This window comes from Variovorax sp. GW821-FHT06D12 (assembly GCF_059419205.1).
Window position 1 is genome coordinate 1,065,897 of the sequence record NZ_JBWKRI010000001.1, and the last position, 16,295, is coordinate 1,082,191.

General features: G+C 68.2%; 17 protein-coding genes. 3 read left to right on the top strand and 14 right to left on the bottom strand.

The window, feature by feature from the left end:
* The first annotated feature begins 39 nt into the window (after positions 1-39).
* Positions 40-564 carry an Lrp/AsnC family transcriptional regulator gene (locus AC07SQ_RS04925; protein ID WP_495270567.1) on the top strand — a complete coding sequence of 175 codons (525 nt, stop codon included), beginning with the start codon at positions 40-42 and terminating at the stop codon, positions 562-564.
* Between the two features lie 19 nt (positions 565-583).
* Here the strand turns inward: AC07SQ_RS04925 and AC07SQ_RS04930 are convergent, their stop codons facing one another.
* Positions 584-991: a GNAT family N-acetyltransferase gene (locus tag AC07SQ_RS04930; protein WP_492740922.1), complete on the bottom strand. Its 408-nt coding sequence runs from the start codon at positions 989-991 to the stop codon at positions 584-586.
* A 29-nt stretch (positions 992-1,020) separates the two neighbouring features.
* The gene (locus AC07SQ_RS04935) at positions 1,021-2,430 is read right to left on the bottom strand and encodes a DUF2130 domain-containing protein (RefSeq protein ID WP_495270566.1); all 1,410 of its coding nucleotides are present in this window, start codon (positions 2,428-2,430) and stop codon (positions 1,021-1,023) included.
* Between the two features lie 413 nt (positions 2,431-2,843).
* On the opposite strand from AC07SQ_RS04935, the gene AC07SQ_RS04940 reads away from it, so the two are divergent.
* A complete protein-coding gene (locus AC07SQ_RS04940; protein ID WP_495270565.1) occupies positions 2,844-4,043 on the top strand; it encodes an MFS transporter in 1,200 nt (399 codons plus the stop codon).
* Between the two features lie 49 nt (positions 4,044-4,092).
* Here the strand turns inward: AC07SQ_RS04940 and AC07SQ_RS04945 are convergent, their stop codons facing one another.
* Together AC07SQ_RS04945 and AC07SQ_RS04950 are read right to left on the bottom strand one after the other, a co-directional pair.
* The gene (locus tag AC07SQ_RS04945) at positions 4,093-4,629 is read right to left on the bottom strand and encodes a shikimate kinase (RefSeq protein ID WP_495270564.1); all 537 of its coding nucleotides are present in this window, start codon (positions 4,627-4,629) and stop codon (positions 4,093-4,095) included.
* 19 nt (positions 4,630-4,648) lie between these two features.
* Positions 4,649-5,104: a GNAT family N-acetyltransferase gene (locus AC07SQ_RS04950; RefSeq protein ID WP_495270563.1), complete on the bottom strand. Its 456-nt coding sequence runs from the start codon at positions 5,102-5,104 to the stop codon at positions 4,649-4,651.
* 110 nt (positions 5,105-5,214) lie between these two features.
* Here AC07SQ_RS04950 and AC07SQ_RS04955 point away from each other — a divergent pair, with 110 nt between their 5' ends.
* Positions 5,215-5,898, top strand: coding sequence for a class I SAM-dependent methyltransferase (locus tag AC07SQ_RS04955; protein ID WP_495270562.1), 684 nt, complete (start codon positions 5,215-5,217; stop codon positions 5,896-5,898).
* A gap of 9 nt (positions 5,899-5,907) precedes the next feature.
* Here AC07SQ_RS04955 and AC07SQ_RS04960 read toward each other — a convergent pair whose 3' ends face one another.
* The 10 genes from AC07SQ_RS04960 to AC07SQ_RS05005 form a co-directional block, all read right to left on the bottom strand.
* Positions 5,908-6,924, bottom strand: coding sequence for a phosphotransferase enzyme family protein (locus tag AC07SQ_RS04960; protein WP_495270561.1), 1,017 nt, complete (start codon positions 6,922-6,924; stop codon positions 5,908-5,910).
* A 68-nt stretch (positions 6,925-6,992) separates the two neighbouring features.
* Complete coding sequence (locus AC07SQ_RS04965) at positions 6,993-7,277, bottom strand: hypothetical protein (RefSeq protein WP_495270560.1); 285 nt, start codon at positions 7,275-7,277, stop codon at positions 6,993-6,995.
* Between the two features lie 11 nt (positions 7,278-7,288).
* Positions 7,289-7,840 (bottom strand): YbjN domain-containing protein, encoded by a 552-nt coding sequence (locus AC07SQ_RS04970; RefSeq protein WP_495270559.1) that lies wholly within the window; start codon positions 7,838-7,840, stop codon positions 7,289-7,291.
* Positions 7,841-7,877: 37 nt separating this feature from the next.
* Positions 7,878-8,825: a peptidylprolyl isomerase gene (locus tag AC07SQ_RS04975; RefSeq protein ID WP_447745378.1), complete on the bottom strand. Its 948-nt coding sequence runs from the start codon at positions 8,823-8,825 to the stop codon at positions 7,878-7,880.
* The gene (locus AC07SQ_RS04980; protein ID WP_495270558.1) at positions 8,822-9,547 is read right to left on the bottom strand and encodes a hypothetical protein; all 726 of its coding nucleotides are present in this window, start codon (positions 9,545-9,547) and stop codon (positions 8,822-8,824) included. The genes AC07SQ_RS04975 and AC07SQ_RS04980 overlap by 4 nt, the downstream gene beginning before the upstream one ends.
* 13 nt (positions 9,548-9,560) lie before the next feature.
* Entirely contained in the window at positions 9,561-11,420 is a 1,860-nt protein-coding gene (locus AC07SQ_RS04985; protein ID WP_495270557.1) for a putative porin, read from the bottom strand.
* Complete coding sequence (locus tag AC07SQ_RS04990) at positions 11,417-12,160, bottom strand: energy transducer TonB (protein WP_260684867.1); 744 nt, start codon at positions 12,158-12,160, stop codon at positions 11,417-11,419. Before AC07SQ_RS04990 ends, AC07SQ_RS04985 begins: the two co-directional genes overlap by 4 nt.
* Positions 12,161-12,170: 10 nt before the next feature.
* The gene (locus AC07SQ_RS04995; protein WP_062474100.1) at positions 12,171-12,584 is read right to left on the bottom strand and encodes an ExbD/TolR family protein; all 414 of its coding nucleotides are present in this window, start codon (positions 12,582-12,584) and stop codon (positions 12,171-12,173) included.
* A 12-nt stretch (positions 12,585-12,596) separates the two neighbouring features.
* Positions 12,597-14,405: a DUF2341 domain-containing protein gene (locus AC07SQ_RS05000; RefSeq protein ID WP_495270556.1), complete on the bottom strand. Its 1,809-nt coding sequence runs from the start codon at positions 14,403-14,405 to the stop codon at positions 12,597-12,599.
* A gap of 80 nt (positions 14,406-14,485) precedes the next feature.
* Positions 14,486-16,138 (bottom strand): ShlB/FhaC/HecB family hemolysin secretion/activation protein, encoded by a 1,653-nt coding sequence (locus AC07SQ_RS05005; protein WP_495263469.1) that lies wholly within the window; start codon positions 16,136-16,138, stop codon positions 14,486-14,488.
* Positions 16,139-16,295 lie beyond the last annotated feature (157 nt).

Below are 16,295 nucleotides of genomic sequence, written 5' to 3' on the forward strand. Positions count from 1 at the left end.
CAGACCCTTGTTTGAAGAAGAATTCACTCAAAAACCAAGATGAACGTCGGTTCTGTTTCTCTTGACGAGCATTGCCTCAAGATTCTTTCTGCACTGCAGCATGACGGCCGACAGACCGTGCAGCAGATTTCCGAGGCCGTGGGCCTGTCGCCCACGCCCTGCTGGAAGCGCATCAAGGACATGGAGGCGGCCGGCGTCATCCGCGGCTACACCGCGCTCGTCGACCCCGAGCACGTGGGCCTGCACGTGTCGGCCGTGGCCGAGGTGAACCTCGACCGCCACAGCGAGGCGATGGTGCAACGCTTCGAAGAAGTCGTGGCCGCAAGCCCGCAGATCATCCGCTGCGTGTCGGCGACCGGGCCCGCGGACTACATCCTCAACGTGACCGTGCCCGACATGAAGCACTACGAGCGCTTCCTGCACGAGGTGCTGTTCAGCCTGCCCGGCGTGACGCACGTGCGCTCGAGCATCGTGCTGCGCGAGATCAAGTCGGAGACGGCGCTGCCGCTCGGGCACCTGCTGGATGCGAAGGCCGGGCTGGCGGGGTCACGGCGGACGCCGTGAGGCGTAGTGCGGCCTGCCTCTAGCGTTTGCGCCGGATGACGTACGCGTTCTGCGCCAGCTCGAAGCCGAGCGTCGGGTAGTAAGACATCGCGTCGGGCGCCGAGAGAAGGATCAGCGACACCTCGTCGCCGATGATCGCCTGCGTGCGCTGCACGAGCTCCCGGCCGATGCCATGGCCCTGGTACTTCTTGTCCACCGCCAGGTCCGACAGGTAGCAGCAGTACGCATGGTCGGTCAGCGACCGCGACAGCCCGACAAGTTCGTTGTCGACCCATGCCGACAGCAGGAGGCTGGGCGCGGCGAACATCCGCGCGATGCGGGCGAGGTCGTTCGTGGGGCGCTTGATGCCGGAGCGGTCGAAGACGCGAGCGACGTCGGCCGGGTCCAGGGGCACGTCCTGGCGGTAGTCGATGGTGATGTTGTTCATGTATTTCCTGGGCAGCGCCTGCGCCAGCGTCATTCCGTCTCGGAAGACCCGAGCTTCTTCAGTTCAGCGAACTTGGCCGCCATCGTCGGGTTGCCGCGCGTCAGCTTCTTGATCGTCACGTCCTGCGCCTTGTCGTTCGCAAGGCGCAGGTTGCGGTCGGTGCCGAGCAGCGCTTCCTTCGTCTTCTGCAGGTGATCGATCGACTTGTCGATCTCCGCGATCGCCTTCTGGAAGTGGCCGTGGGCCAGGTCGTAGTTCCTGCCGAAGGCCGCCTTGAAGGTTTCCAGCTCGGTCTCGAACTTCGTGATGTCGATGTTCTGCGCCTTGACCAGCGCCAGCTCCGACTTGTACTTGAGCGAATTCATCGCCGCATTGCGCAGCAGCGTGATGATGGGCAGGAAGAACTGCGGGCGCACGACATACATCTTCGGGTAGCGATGGAACACATCGACGATCCCGGTGTTGTAGAGCTCGTTGTCGGGCTCGAGCAGCGACACCAGCACCGCGTACTCGCAGCCCTTCTCGTTGCGGTCCTTGTCGAGTTCCTTCAGGAAGTCTTCGTTCCTGTTCTTCGTGGCCGTGCGGTCGTTCTCGTTCTTCATCTCGAACATGATCGAGACGATCTCGGTGCCGGCCTCGTCCGCGTCGCGGAAGATGTAGTCGCCCTTGCTGCCCGTGCGCGCGTCGTTGTCCTTCTCGAAGTAGGCGCGGGGAAACGCCATCGACCGGATGCGGTTGAACTCGGTCTCGCAGTGCTGCTCCAGGGTCTCGCCCACCATCTTGGTCGACAGGCGCGCCTTCATGTCCCGCAGCCGCTCGATCGCGTCGTCGCGGTCCTTGATCTGCGTTTCGTACTTGTCCTTGAGCGACTTCTCGGCGAGTTGCTTCTCGAGCTCCGCCCGCTCGAGGCCGCTCTTCCACTGGTCCCGCTCCTTCTCGACCGCGTTGACGGCCTCGCTGATCGCGAGCTTCTTCGCCACCTCGATGGCGTCGAGCCGGGCCTTCAGTTCCTGGATTTCCACGTCCTTCGCGGCGGCGCTCTTCTGCAGCTCGCCCACGTGCCGCGCCTCGGCGAGCGCGGTGGCGGCCAGCTTGTCCTGCTTGGCCTTTTCAAGCTCGTTGGCGAGCGCGTCGCGCTCCCGTTCCACGGCGCCCAGGGCTTCGCTCACGGCGAGCTTGCGCGCGACATCGCCGGCCTCGAGCTTCGCCTTGAGTTCCTGGATCTCGCCGTCCTTGGCGGCGGCGGCCTTCTGCAGTTCGCCGGCGGCCCGGGTCTGTGCGAGTTCGACGGCGGCGCGCTTGTCGCGCTCGGCCAGTTCCAGCCGCTCGTGCAGCTGCTTCTCGAAATCGCCGTCGCGCACCTGCTTCAGGATGTCCGCGTAACCGGCTTCGTCGATCTTGAATGCCTTGCTGCAATGGGGGCAGATGATTTCGTGCATGGCTATGTACGCTCCATCGTCAGGGTGGGCGTCGGCAAGAGAGGGAGTGCAGCGAAGCGCCGCGCCGTTCGGGCGGAATCGCAGGGAGTGATGCTGTTCATAGGGTCAGGGACATGGAGCCATCCGACTGTAGCCGGACAGGGAGCGCCGGCGAGCGGCAAGCGCTTGAAGACCGAGGCCGACGTCTGCGAACGAACGATCCCGTATCGAAATCACGTTGCTAGAATCGCCGCTGCAAAAATCGACTCTGACCTGTTCAGAGCTCCATCCAGCCGTAAGCGTTTACGTCAACCAACGCATCACCAGTGGCACCCGCATGCCGACTGGCGGTGTGCGTTGGTCGCTTCGGTGCTCATCGTCCCGTCCATTCGACCGGCTGGTGCCGCCTTTGAAAACTCAAGGAGCGGCGCTCGATGACGAACGTCCAAACAAACTCTTCTTCCCTGCGCACGTTGGTCTGGATGACCCTCGCGCTTTTCCTCGCCTACCTGTCTGTCGCCATGTCGATGCCGGCCGTGACGCTCCACGTGTCGCAGACATTGGGCATGGGCAATGTCGCGTCCGGCCTGGGCGTCGGCATTGCCTTTTTGTCCACCATCCTGAGTCGCGGCTGGGCGGGTCGGCTCGCTGACGAACGCGGCGGCAAGGTCGCCATGTTCTGGGGCCTTGTCCTCTATGCGGCGGCATCGCTCCTGTGCTGGGCGTCCTCGCTGCCCGTGCTGGGCCATGGCGTCGGCGCGTACCTGGTTCTTCTGGTGGGGCGTCTCGTGCTCGGCCTCGGCGAAAGCTTCGCGCTCGTCGGCATGCTGGGCTGGGCGATGGCGGCCATGGGCCCCGCGCGTTCCGGGCAGGTCATGGCACTCGTCGGCACCGGCATGTACGGCGCTTTCGCGGTGGGCGGCCCCCTGGGACTCTGGCTGCTTGAAAGGCTCGGCTTCGCCGGCCTGATGGCGGGCAGCATCGCCCTGCCGCTGGTCAGCGGCGCGATGCTGTGGTCCATCGCGCCCGCCATGTCGGCACAGGGGCGCCGCGCACCGTTCTCGGATGTGCTGGGACTCATCTGGAAGCAAGGCGCGGTCGTGGGCCTGCAAGGCGTCGGCTTTGCCGCCTTGGGCGCGTTCTTTCCCCTGTATTTCCTGGCCCATGGCTGGCAGGGTGCCGGCTACGGACTGACATGCTTCGGCCTGGGCTTCGTCCTGGTGCGACTGCTGGCAGGTCGCTTGCCCGACCGCATCGGAGGAATCAAAGTGGCGCTGGTCTCCCTCGCGATCGAGGCCGTGGGTCAAGCACTGCTGTGGCTGGCTCCCCATCCCGTCGTGGCGATGGTGGGCGCACTGCTGACCGGCATGGGGTGCTCGATGGTCTTCCCCGCCATGGGACTGGAGGCCGTCAAGCGCGTGCCCGCCCACCTGCGCGGAACGGCCATCGGCGGTTTCGCGGCGTTCCAGGATCTGGCGTACGGCGTCACAGGCCCGATGGCGGGGCTGATTGCCGACCACTACGGTCACGCCAGTGTGTTCCTGGTGGGGCTGATCGCGACGGTTGTGGGGATCGGGATGACGTGGCGGCTGGCAAGGGTGTCACAGGCGGGGCGCGCTTCGACGCTGGCCTGAGACGGCATGAGAGAGAGCCGCTTGGCTCTCTCTTCGGCAGCGGCATCCGTCACCTGCGCACGAATCGTTCAATCTGCGACGCGACGTCGTCTGGCGCAGCGTCGCTGCGGAAACGGGCACACGGCATCGCCATGAACTTTGGGAATCGCTCCCGTATCCGCCGCTCCTCGCTCGCGCTGTCACCGCGCAAATACGGCCGCGAAAGCTGGCGTTGCACGATCGCCTCCACGCATGCCTCGAGTTCGAAGGCTGGCAGCAGCAGCGAAGTCAGCGCGTCGGTCTCGATGGCGCAACGCAACGTGGGATACCCCTCCTCCACGCCTTCCGGATACGTGAGGAATCCGGACGAAAGCGCGAGAACGGTGGGACTGGTCAACGCAGATCGAACCTCCCGATAGACGGCCACGTTCCGCCTTGCATAGCCCAAGTAGCCAGACGCCTCGATGACGGCGTCAATGCTTCCTTCGCGGGACATGAAGTGCTGGTCGAGATCGACGAACGCCCAGCCCAGTCGGCGAGCCAGATACGGACCCACAGTGGTTTTCCCCGCCCCGCCGGGTCCGATGAGATGAAGGATCGTTGTCATGCGCTCCCGAGGTCGCTCTTCAAGCAAAGGACCGTCGATATTTGACGAGCCCACGCTTGATCGAGGCATCGAAGCCGCAGCGCTCGAAGAACCGATGGGCATCCGTGCGATCCACCGAACTCAGCAACATGATCTTCGAGCAATCGCTCGCCGCACAGAACGCCTCGACCTCCCGCATCAGCGCGGCCCCGACCCCTCGATTGCGAGCGGCCACGTCGACGACGACGTTCTCCACGACAGCGAACGGCTGTCGCCCGTACATCACGTCTTCGCACAGCGAGACCAGCACCGTGGCGCACACCTGGCCATCGATCTCCGCAACAAGAAGCGCCGTCCTCGGGTCTTCGGACAACGCCTGCAGGCGTTCGGGCAGCACGCAGCGCGCCGTGTCTGCGACCAGTTGGCCGTAGAGCGCATCGATGCGCGCGGCGTCATCGGACACCGCGCGACGGACGCTGAGGGACGGGATGGGCATGCAGGCGGTCTCCGCAAAATGACGTCGGGTTCGGGCGAGGCCCGCTTCTGACTGGATTCTCCCGCAGCCCTGCGCCTGCGAAGCGCGCGACGCCCACATAGACTGTGGAAATGTCCCAACCCACGCCCGCCTTCAGCACGTCGTCCACCACCAACAACTACGCCGAGAAGACCGCCCGCCTGGTGCCAGGCCTGCACGACCTGCAGACGATGGCAGTGCTGCTCATCGCCGAACGCGCGCCCGATGCAGCGAACGTGCTGGTCATCGGCGCCGGTGGTGGCATGGAGTTGAAGGTGCTCGCGCAGGCGCATCCCCGATGGCATTTCGTCGGCGTCGATCCGTCGCAGCCCATGCTCGACCTCGCCGCGGCAACGCTGGGTCCGCTCGCCGAGCGGGTCGCGCTGCACCACGGCTACACCGACACCGCACCCGAAGGCCCGTTCGATGCAGCGACCTGCCTGTTGACGATGCACTTCCTGACGCTCGATGAACGCAAGTCGACGCTGATGGAAATTCGTCGCCGACTGAAACCCGGTGCGCCGTTCGTCATGGCGCATCTCAGTTTTCCTCAGGCCGATGGAGAACGGGAGTTGTGGCTCTCGCGTTACGTCGCTTTCGCGGCGGCTTCCGGCGTCGATCCGGACAACGCACGCAAGGCGGCCTCCGCGATCGGTTCGACGCTGACGCTGCTCAGCCCGGAACAGGAAGAGGCATTGCTCGAAGAGACGGGTTTCACCAACGTCCGTTTGTTCTATGCAGGCATGGCCTTCAGAGGCTGGGTCGCGCAAGCCTGAGCCGAATCCTCACTCCGGCGTCTGCAACTCCGCCCACGCCGTCAACATCTTCACCTGCGTGCGCAGCCAGCTCGTCGGCATCGACTGCGTGCCCCACACCGCGATGCGGCCCGCGTGTTCGCCCATGAGCCAGAACTGCCGCACGGCCATGAAGGCGGCGATGGCGTCGACATCCGCCGAAGGCAACGGACGCGCGCTGCGGTAGCCCGCCAGGTAGCTGCGCCAACGCGCCAGCGACGTCGCATCGAGCGTTCCGCCCGCAGTGCGCGGGTGCATCGCCCACAGGTACACGCACAGGTCGTAGGCCAGCCAGCCGGGGCCCGCGTCGTCGAAGTCGAAGAACGAGGCGACGCGCGCGCCGTCAAGACCCTCCGTCACGAAGTTGTTCATGCCGTGGCAATCGCCGTGTCCGTGAACGCGCGTCAGGGTCGGCATCGCGGTGATGCGGGCTTCGAGCGTGCGTGCGATGGCGCTGAACTCCGGGCGCAGCGCGTCGGTCATGGTGGGCGCGGCGTGCAGGCGCTCGAGCGACGCGTGCAGCAGGTCAGGCAGTTCCAGGGTGTAGCGGCTGGCGGGGCCGTGGTAGTCCTGCGCGGCTTCGTGCAACAACGCCAGGCCGCGGCCGGTGGCTTCGACGTCGGGCAGCACGTCGCCGGGCACGTCGCCGTCGAGGTGCTCGAACAGGATCAGCGGACGCTCGCCCTCGGGCAGGTCCATCGCGACAGCATGTGCGCCATCGCGTGCCACCAATGCACCGGCCACCGGCACGCCCCTGGCCTTCAGGTGCACGAGCAGCGCCGTTTCGTAGCCGATGTTGGGGGCGCCGCGCGGGCGGTCGGCGCTCAGGCGCGCGACGGCGTGGCGGCCGTCGGCAAACTGCAGGCCGTAGACATGATTGAAGCTGCGCCGCAGCAGCTCGCACGACCGGACCTCGCCGAAGTCGTAGGCCTGCGCCACCTTCTCTGCGATGGCGGCGCCCGTGGGCGTGGTCTGGGCGATCTGGGCAGAGCGGGCGGGCGTCGTCACGGGTGCGGCCTTTCGGGAGCGTGGGGCGCGCGATTCTGCCCTACCCTGCGCCGCCTCGCCGCCTTGCGTCAACGCTCCAGATCGCGATCGAGCGAGGTGCCTCCGTCCCCCACCTGCCGCCACGCAGGCGCCAGCGCCTTGCGCGCCGCATTGAGCTCGGCCATCGAGATGTGCAGCTCCGCCATGGTCTGCACCAGCAGCTCTAGCAGCGCGGCGCGCTGGCGCAGCCGCACGGTCTCGGCGCGGCGCGCGCGTTGGGCCTGGCGCGCCGCGGCCTGGATGGCGCGGCCCGTGGGCGAGTCGTGCGAGGGATGGTGGTGGTCGTCCACGGACAGGCCGGATGCAGCGCGCATGGGCAGTGGCATCACGCGGCGGCGGGCACACCCTGGACGGCGGCGGTGGCAGCAGCAGCGGCGTCGGCATTCGCCGCATCGCCGCGCGTCTCGGCGGCGGGGCCGTAGTTGCGCAGGTGCAGGAAGAACTCGCCCATCATCTGCATCCACAGCCGCACGGCAAACGCCAGGTAGGCGGGGCTCACGCCGCCGGCCACGACCACGTCCATCTCGAGCACGACGAAGTCGCCGTGCTGCGCCACACGCGCAAAGCGCTTGCTGCGGTGCCAGGCGGCGAGCACGGCCTCGGGCAGCGTGCCGCCCTGTACGCGCAGCGGGCAGCTCAGGGTGAAGTCGGTGTACTGGGTGGTGGTGACGGCATTGCCCCACAGCACCTGGAAGCCGATGCCGTGGCTGGCGCTGTGCAGGCGCACCACACCATCCTGTTCGATGGCGGTGACGGCGCCGCCGGCGGCCTTGATGGCGTCCGACACCTGGTCGGGCGTGACGGCGTCGAGCATGTCGAAAGGCACAGGCGTGGCGGCCTGGTCGTCGGCTTGCGGGGTCGTGACGGTGGTGTTCATGGTGTGGTTGTTCTTTCAGGAAAAAGGGGGAATGTGTTCAGTTGGTTTTCTTGAGCGCGGCGTCGAGCGCGGCGCTGTCGATGCTCAGTTGCGCCGGCGGCGCCAGCTGGGCCATGTAGGCCTGCACGAGTTGCTGCTGCCGCTGCTGGCGCAGGGCGGCCTGCAGTTGCGGCTTCATTTCCTCGAGGGTAGCGGTGCGCGCGGGCTGGGTGTCGAGCAGCTTGACGATGTGGAAGCCGGCCTCGGCCTGCACCGGTTCGCTGACCTGGCCCTGCTTGAGCCTGGCCACGGTGTCGCGCAGCTCGGGCAGGATGCGCGCGAGCGGCAGCGTGTCGACCTCGCCGCCGCGCTCGGCGCTGCGGCGGTCCTGCGAGCTGGCGCGCGCCACGGCGGCGAAGTCGCCGCTGCGGGCCTGCTTGGCGAGGCGGTTGGCTTCGTCGCGCACCTTGGCGATGGCAGCCGGGTCGCGCTCGGGCGTGGCCAGGTAGATCTGCGCCACGCGGTAGGCGGCCGGCAGGTTGAAGCCGGTCTTGCCCTGGTCGTAGGCGGTCTTCACCTCGGCGTCCGACGGGAAGCCCGCGGGCACCTGGCTCACGGATTCGAGGTAGCTGGTGGCGACGATGCGCGCGGTGATCTCGCGCGTGGCGGCGTCGATCTTGGCCTTCACGTCGGGCCGGTCGGCCCAGCCCTTGGCGCGGGCGTCGCGCAGCAGCGCTTCGCTCACGAGGCGCTGGCGCAGCCAGCCGTCGAGGCTCGCGCGGTCGGCCTTGACGGCCGCGCGTTCGGTCTCGGGCAGGGTCTGCAGCAGCTTCTCGATCTCGTCCTGGCCGATGGTCACTTCGCCGATGCGTGCGACCACGGCGGGGCCGGGTGCAGCGGGCTGCTGCGCGGCGGCCACGCCGACCGACGAGACGAGCAGCACGCCGGCTGCCGCGCGCAGGCGGCGGCCGAGGCCGGCTGCGGGAGTGGCTTGTGCGGGGTTCATTGGGGCTTTCCTTCCGTGGCGGATGCAGCAGCCGCAGGCGCCGGCGCGCTCACGGCGCGCACGTCGAAGCGGCTCTCGTAGAGCTTGTCGCCGTACTGCTGCGCGATCTGTTCGTATTTGACGCGGCTTTGTGCCGCGAAGGGTTGGCGCGAGGCGAGCACGCTGCCCACGTCCATGGTTTCGTAGGCGCGCAGCACTTCCTGGCCGACGGCATACAGCTGCGTGTTCTTGGCCTCGCACTGCGTGAGCGCGGTGCGCTGCAGCACGGCCTCGCCGGCCAGGCGCTGGCGCTCCGCCTCGGAGGCGCGCGCCATCTTCAGCAGCTCGTCGTAGGCGCCGCGGAACTGCGCGATCTGCGCACCCGCCTTCTCGCTGGCGGCCTGGGCCTGCTCGCGCAGCTGCGCGTTGCCGGCGCTGGCCTGACCGCGCGCGTGGCGCTCGGACGCAAGCTGGGCCTGGCTGGCGGCCAGTTCCTTCTTCAGCGTCTCGAGCTCGGATGCGGCCGGCGCCGCACCGGGTGCCGCGGGCGCCTTGCCCGCGGGCTGCCCGGCCTTGAGCGCGGCCAGCTCGTTCTGCGCCTGCTGCAGCTGGGTGGTGGTGGTGCGCAGCTGCGCGCGCAGCCGCTCCTCCATGCTCTGGCCCTGCGGCTGCTGGGCCTGCGCGACGCCGGCCGTGGCGGCCAGCGCGGCCAGGGCCAGCGCCGGGAAGATCGTTCGGGACACGGCGGACTCCTTCTTAGAAACGCGCATTGAATTCGAGTTGCAGGGTGTCGATCGACAGCGGCGGGCCGTAGACCTCCTTGGTCGAGATCCAGCGGCCGGTGAACCACATGTTCTTGTCGATCGCGTACGAGCCGCCCAGGAAGTAGCCGCGCGCATTGGTGCCGCCGCCGTGGAAGCTCGAATCGTTGTAGCCGTCGGGCATGGCGTCGGGCTCGATGCGCTTGTAGCCCGCGAGCACGTTCCAGTCACCGCGTGCGGCCGGTGCCGGCTTGCCGTAGGTGGCCTGCAGCATGTAGGCGTTGCCGCCGCTCTTGAAGTCGGACTGGGTGGTGCCGCCGGTCGGGCCGAAGTTGTTCACGATGGCGCCGCGGATGCCGCCGCGCTTCCAGATGTCGCTGGCGTCGTAGGCGGTGTTGCGCACGAAGTTGGCGTCCAGGCGCAGGTTGTTGCCGGCCACCTGGGTGTCCCAGCGCAGGTTCAGGTCGATCAGGCGGAACTTCGAGGCCAGGCCCACGTACTGCGGCTGCGGCGTGCCGGCCGGGTTGAGCGGGTCGAGCGAGATGTCGCGCAGCAGCATGAGCGTGTTGCCCTTCTGCATGAAGGCCGGGCGCGACCAGTCGGTGCTGCAGCCGTCGGCGCCCGCATACAGCGCGCAGGGCTCGGAGACCTGTCCGCTGACGTTGCGGAAGTTGTAGTACGCCAGCGCGCCGCGCACGCGGTTGTCTTCGTTGATCTTCCAGTCGGCGCCCACCTGCGCGCCGAGCAGCCACTTGTTCTCGCTCTTCATCTTGCGCTGGCTGCGCGTGGGCGAACCGTCCGCCGAGTACTCGAGCGGAATGAGGCCCAGCGTGCCGAACAGCGACAGGTCGCGGTTCGCAGCCAGCTTCTTGTCGAACTGCGCGGCAATGCCGTCGAAGTTCAGGTCGCTGGAATACAGCAGGTCGGTCGACATGAAGGGGTTGCCGAAGCGACCGCCCGTCACGGTGAGCCAGTCGGTCGGCTTGTGCGAGATCCACATCTGGTCGAGCCACACGCTCTTCTTGCCCAGGCCGCCGCCCAGCGTGGTGGTGGTCGAGACGGGACTGTCGTCGCTGCCCGATGCCAGGCGCACGCCGGCCTTGGTGTTCTCCGACAGGTCGGCCAGCAGGCCCACGCGTGCGCGGGCGCGGAACAGGTTGCGGCGGTCCTGGCGCGTGTTCAGGATCGACGGCAGCGACAGGTTGGTGTTCGGGTTGACGTCGTAGCCGCTGCCCTGGTTGAGCGAGGGCCAGTTGATCTCGATGTCGCTGTTGTTGCCGGCGTAGCTGCGCGATTCGTTGCGCACGCGCACGTCGCCTTCGAAGCGGATGCGCTTGCTCCACTCGGGTGTCTCGTTGGGCGCGGCCCAGCCTTCGTCCTTGGCCTGGGCCATGACCTGCGCCTTGACCTCGTCGCGGATCTGGTCGCGCACGGTCTGCGAGATGTAGGGCACGCGCACGTCGCCCGCTTCGAGGCGCATGCCGCCCGCGACGGTGGCAGACGCAGCGGTGGCCGACACGGCCGCCTGGCGCTGCGCCTGCTGCGCGGCGATGGCTTCAGTCTGGGCCTGGGCCAGCAGCGCTTCGCCCACGTCCTTGGCGAGCGTGCCGCTTTGAATGAGGCCGCGGATCAGCTTGACCATGGCGGATTCGCCCGCGGGCGCGGCGGCGATCTGGGCCATGGCGGTGCCGGCCGACAGCACGAAGGCGGAGGCCACGGCTGCCGCGAGCGCGCACTGGCGCAGGGCCGGCATCGCGCCCCGGCGCGGGAGGGTGTTGTGCAGGGTGTTCATCGCTTCGTTCACTGGAGGAAAGGAGTCGGGCCGGGCGTCGGCCGTACAGGTGTGGAAAGTCATGGCCGGCGGCCTTTCATCGACACGCGCATCGGAAAGCGCATCGAGGCCGGCGGACGCTCGTCGACGCGATCGAGCCCGCGCACCAGCGCCAGCACGGCCTCGTCGATGTCCTCGGTGCCGGTGCCGCGCACCAGCTGGGCGCGCGTGGTCTTGCCGTCGGCGCCGAGCCACAGGTCGATCTGGATGTCGTCGAACACCAGCTGGCGCGTGCGCGGGTCGCGCGACAGCGCCTGCTGCAACATGCTCGACACGTAGCGCGCATACGAGCCGCTGCCCAGGCCGCCGCCGGCGCCAGTGCCACTCATGCCGCCGCCGCTGCCGGCCTGGATGCCGAAGGCGTCGTTGCCGGCCTGGCCGGCGCTGTCCATGGTCACCGGGTCGCCCAGGTCCTTCGAGGGGCTGGGCGGCGCGTCGTCCTTGGGCGCTTCCAGCGGCTCGACCGGCTTGGGCTCGGGCTCGACCACTTCGGGCTTGATCTTTTCCGGCTCGGGCTCGGGCAGCTTCTCGGGTTCGGGCGGCGGTGGCGGGGGCGGCGGCAGCATCAGCGTGGGCGCGTCGGCCACCACGCGCTTCTGGCTCGCGGTGTCGGACAGGAGCCGCCACACGAGCAGCGCCAGCGCCACGACGATCGCCAGGCCGATGACCACCCCGCCCCAGCGGCGCCACAGCGCGGCCGTTCCACCCGTGCCGCTGGAGCGCGGCGCGGGCGAGGCAGAAGAAATCGGGTCGCGAGGGTTCACGCTCCGGTCCTCACTTCTGCTTGCCGGTCACGAGGCCGATCTGGTTCAGCTCGATGCGGCGCAGCAGGTCGAGCACGTCGACCACCTTCGCGTACTGCACGCTGGCATCGCCGCGCACGATCACGGGAAAGTCGGGCGACAGCGCCTTCTCGGTGCGCAGGCGCTCCTCGAGCTCGGGCAGCGTGACCGGGTAGGCGTCCAGGAACACGTTGCCGGCGTTGTCGATCGTGATGGCCTTGGTCTTGGGTTTTTCCAGCGCCACCGAGGCGCTGGCCTTGGGCAGGTCGACCTTGATGCCCGGGATGCTGGCGTTGCTGGTGAGGATGAAGATCACCAGCACCACCAGCAGCACGTCGACGAAGGGCGTGATGTTGATGCCGCCCGTGCGCTTGCGCACGGCGAACTTCGCGGCTGTGTTTGCCATGGTGCGCGGTCCTCAGGCGCGGCGCGCCTGCACGGCCACCGGCAGCGAGCGGCCCTCGCCCTGCTCTTCGGCCAGGCGCGTGACGAACTCGTCGACGAACACGGCCATGTCGGCGCCGATGGCGTCCGAGCGCGAGGCCAGCCAGTTGTAGCCGAACAGCGCGGGGATCGCGACGCCCAGGCCGGCGGCGGTACACAGCAGCGCGGCGGCCATGCCGGGCGCCACCGAGTTGATGTCCACGGCGCCGGCCATGGCCGCCACCACGAACACCAGCATGATGCCGATCACGGTGCCAAAGAGGCCCACGTACGGCGCGCCTTCGATGGTGGTCGAGAGCCAGTTCATGCGCTTGGACATGCGCTCGGTCTCGCGCACCATCACGCCGTCCATCGCGGCGCGGATGGCGCCGATGGTGGAGGCCGACACGGCGTTCAGGTCGTAGCCGCGGTCATGGCGGCGGCGCATCTCCTCGATGGCCACTTCGTACAGGCGCCACAGCGAGGAATCGGCACGCACTTCCTGCGGCACCGTGTTGTTGGTGGCCAGGCGGTCCAGCGGCGCACCGGCGGCTTCGCGGAAGTGCTCGATGAAGGTGGCGTTGGCGCGCGAGGTGGCGCCGAAGTTGCGGCCCTTGCCGATCATGATGGCCCACGACAGCGCCATCATCAGGCCCAGCAGGCCGACCACGATCCATGCGTCCAGCGGCATCGCGGCCAGGATGAAGCCGAAGTGGCTCTTGCCGGCCTGCTGCTCGTCGGGGCCGAAAGCGGCCAGGCGCGACTCGGCGCCTTGCGACACGGCATCGGCCAGCAGCAGCGCGTCGGGGCGTGCGACCTTCGACAGGCGCACTTCGTCGATCGCGCCGGTGAACGGCGCAAAGCCGGCGACGGGCGCAGCGCCCGGTGCAGCGGGTGCGGCAGCCGGTGCATCGGCGCCGAGCGCGGCGGCGGTGTTCAGCGCGGGCAGCTTCGCGGCCAGCGACACGGCCGGACGGCCGCCCACATACAGCGCGACGCTGTCACCCTCGGCCTTCACCGCCAGGTGCGACCACTGGCCGGCCTGCACCGGCTGGCCGGGCGTGCTGCGCTGGCCGTTCACCTGCACGAAGGGCACGCCCTGGTCGATGCCGACCACGAGCTCGCCGGCGCTGTCGCGGCGCGCATAGATCGCCTGGCGCGCGCCGAGCGAATCGGGCTTGATCCAGGCCGAGAAGGTCAGCGTGCCGCCGGCCGTCACGGCCAGCGAGGGCGTGGCGGGCAGCATCAGCGCACCGTTGCCGAGCTGCGCGCCCTTGCCGATGACCGTGCCTTCGACCGGCACCGCCGCGGTCTGGCCGTTGTTGCCGTAGGCGGTGGTGTCGCGCGGCGGCACCGCGCCTTCGGCGAAGTGGTAGACCAGCGTGTAGTCGGGGTCGAAGCTGCGCTGGCCGTTGCCCGAGGCCGGGGCCTTGGGGTTGCCGTAGTACATCCAGAGCTTTTGCGGCGTGCCGGCCGAGACGTTGGGCACGTCGACCCAGATCAGCGCGATGCCCAGCAGCGGATCGAACTGCTCGATCTGGTGGTTGAGCACGGTCTTGTCGTCACCCGCGACAAAGCGCAGGTCGGCGCCAGTCTCGCTCACGCCCTCGAACTTGAAGTTGCCCGTGTGCAGGCGCACCAGCACCGGCACGCGGCCGGCATCGCTGCCGATGGCGCCGGCCTGCGGGCCGCCGTCGATGGTGACGGGTTTGCGGTAGGCCCACTCGGCCTGCCACCAGGCATGGGCCAGGCCCGGCAGGAGCGTGCTCAGCAGCGTGAGCGCGATGAAAAGAAGTCGTCGCATGACAGGGTTCTCCGGAAAGCTCGTGGAATGAGAAAAAAATCGAAAAGAGGAATGGCTGTTGCCGTCGGTCGTTCGTTCGGTCAGTAGCTCGCGGTGATGCTGAAATTCACCTGCGTGTCGTGCTTCTTGGTGCGCGGCCCGTCGACCAGCGGATAGCCGATGTCGACGCGGCCCGAGAAATACGTGCCCACCTTGAAGGTCGTGCCCACGCCCACCGAATACAGCGAGAAGCGCTCGGCCTGTTCGGGCAGCGGGCTCTTCAGGCGCAGCCGCGCGGCGTCGGCAAAGGCGTACACGCGCCAGTTCTCGACGGTGCTGCCCAGGAAGGCCAGCGGCTTGCTGCGCAGCTCGACCGAGCCGACCACGCCGTAGTCGCCGGTGGCCTCGGCCGAGAGGTAGCCGCGCACCGAGTTCATGCCGCCCGCGGCGATCTGCTCGCTCGAGACGAGCGGCGAATCGGTCATCTGCGCGTTGACGCGGAAGGCCACCTGCGTGCCGCCCTCGAAGCTGTGGGCGCCGTTGAGGTCGGTCTTGAGCACCATGAAGCTGGGCGAGGCCTTGTAGCGCTTGTAGTCGAAGGCCGCCCAGTCGCTGCCGTACTTGAACGAGCTGCTCGTGCCCGCCACCAGCGACACGCCCACGCCGTACTGGCTCTTGTCGGTCTGGCGGAAGCCCGAGTACGACAGCGTGATCGGCGCGTACTTGAGCGGCACCGTGTCGCCGCTGCCCTTGAGCGTCAGCGCTTCCTTGTTGTTCTTGAAGTCGACGCCCACGCTGAAGGCATGCCACCAGTTGCCGGTGTTGGGCACGGTGTAGGTGGCCTTCAGGCCGATCGAGTGGCCCTTGCCCAGCACGGTGGTGCCGCCCACGGTGGCCACGTTGCTGTCGGACACGAAGGCGTTGGCTTCGAGGCTCCAGTTCGTGCCCTTGAGCGGCGCGTTGTACGAGGCCGAGAACACCTGCGTCTGGTTCAGGTCCTGCGGCGCGCCGAAGAAGCTGATGGAGGCGCTGTGGCCCATCTGCCAGAGGTTGTCGTGGCCCAGCGAGGCGCTGGCGCGCAGCTTGCGCGTGTCGGCGCTGTAGTCGTTGTTCAGGCCCACGCTGGCGCGCCACGGGCTCTGGTCCTCGACCTTCAGGTCGACGTCCATCGTGCCCGGCATCGCACCCGGTCGCACCAGCGGCATCACCTGGCGCTTGGGGCTGCGGTTGAGCGCGGTGAGCTCGGCCTGGGCCTTGTTGAAGTCGGGCACGCCGCCCTCCTTCAGCGCCGGCACCTGGTCGCGCACGTCGAGCGGCGAGTTGTACTCGGCGCCCACCACGCGCACGCGGCCCACGCGGGTCTCGTTGACCTGCAGGAACACCACGCCCTGCGTGACCTGCTGTTCGGGCAGGTCGACGTACACCGACTGGTAGCCCGCCGCCTGGTAGGCCGCGAGCAGCGCGTCGCGCGCGCCCTCCACGTCCTTGAGCGTGCGCTCGGGGCCGAGGAAGGGCGTGACCGCCTTCTCGATGGCGCGGGCATCGAGCACGGTGTTGCCGCGCACGATGTATTCGGCGATGTCGACCTTGCGGGCCGGTTCGGTGGCCGCGGGCGCGGCCGGTGGGGTGGCCGAGGTCGCGGCCGGCGTGGAGACAGCGGCAGGTGCTTGTGCGAACGCTGCCGCCGGGGCACCGATCGCCATCACCGCCAGCCACACCGCTCTCCAGCAGGTCGGTGGGGCGTTCTTCTTCATGTCATGCATTTACAGCTCGGTTCTCAAGGATGAAGCTCGCGTGGCAGCGGCTCATGGTGGAGAGCCTTCATGTCGCTGCTGCGTACCGATACCTAGACGCACGGCGTGCGCGGCGACTGTCGTTTGTCACGAAAACTTCATCAAGAAATCGGCACGA

Bases quoted from the DNA above. Each gene is read 5' to 3' on its own strand.
- AC07SQ_RS04925 (WP_495270567.1), top strand. From the start codon at position 40: ATGAACGTCGGTTCTGTTTCTCTTGACGAGCATTGCCTCAAGATTCTT.
- AC07SQ_RS04930 (WP_492740922.1), bottom strand. From the start codon at position 991: ATGAACAACATCACCATCGACTACCGCCAGGACGTGCCCCTGGACCCG.
- AC07SQ_RS04935 (WP_495270566.1), bottom strand. From the start codon at position 2,430: ATGCACGAAATCATCTGCCCCCATTGCAGCAAGGCATTCAAGATCGAC.
- AC07SQ_RS04940 (WP_495270565.1), top strand. From the start codon at position 2,844: ATGACGAACGTCCAAACAAACTCTTCTTCCCTGCGCACGTTGGTCTGG.
- AC07SQ_RS04945 (WP_495270564.1), bottom strand. From the start codon at position 4,629: ATGACAACGATCCTTCATCTCATCGGACCCGGCGGGGCGGGGAAAACC.
- AC07SQ_RS04950 (WP_495270563.1), bottom strand. From the start codon at position 5,104: ATGCCCATCCCGTCCCTCAGCGTCCGTCGCGCGGTGTCCGATGACGCC.
- AC07SQ_RS04955 (WP_495270562.1), top strand. From the start codon at position 5,215: ATGTCCCAACCCACGCCCGCCTTCAGCACGTCGTCCACCACCAACAAC.
- AC07SQ_RS04965 (WP_495270560.1), bottom strand. From the start codon at position 7,277: ATGCGCGCTGCATCCGGCCTGTCCGTGGACGACCACCACCATCCCTCG.
- AC07SQ_RS04970 (WP_495270559.1), bottom strand. From the start codon at position 7,840: ATGAACACCACCGTCACGACCCCGCAAGCCGACGACCAGGCCGCCACG.
- AC07SQ_RS04975 (WP_447745378.1), bottom strand. From the start codon at position 8,825: ATGAACCCCGCACAAGCCACTCCCGCAGCCGGCCTCGGCCGCCGCCTG.
- AC07SQ_RS04985 (WP_495270557.1), bottom strand. From the start codon at position 11,420: ATGACTTTCCACACCTGTACGGCCGACGCCCGGCCCGACTCCTTTCCT.
- AC07SQ_RS04995 (WP_062474100.1), bottom strand. From the start codon at position 12,584: ATGGCAAACACAGCCGCGAAGTTCGCCGTGCGCAAGCGCACGGGCGGC.
- AC07SQ_RS05000 (WP_495270556.1), bottom strand. From the start codon at position 14,405: ATGCGACGACTTCTTTTCATCGCGCTCACGCTGCTGAGCACGCTCCTG.
- AC07SQ_RS05005 (WP_495263469.1), bottom strand. From the start codon at position 16,138: ATGAAGAAGAACGCCCCACCGACCTGCTGGAGAGCGGTGTGGCTGGCG.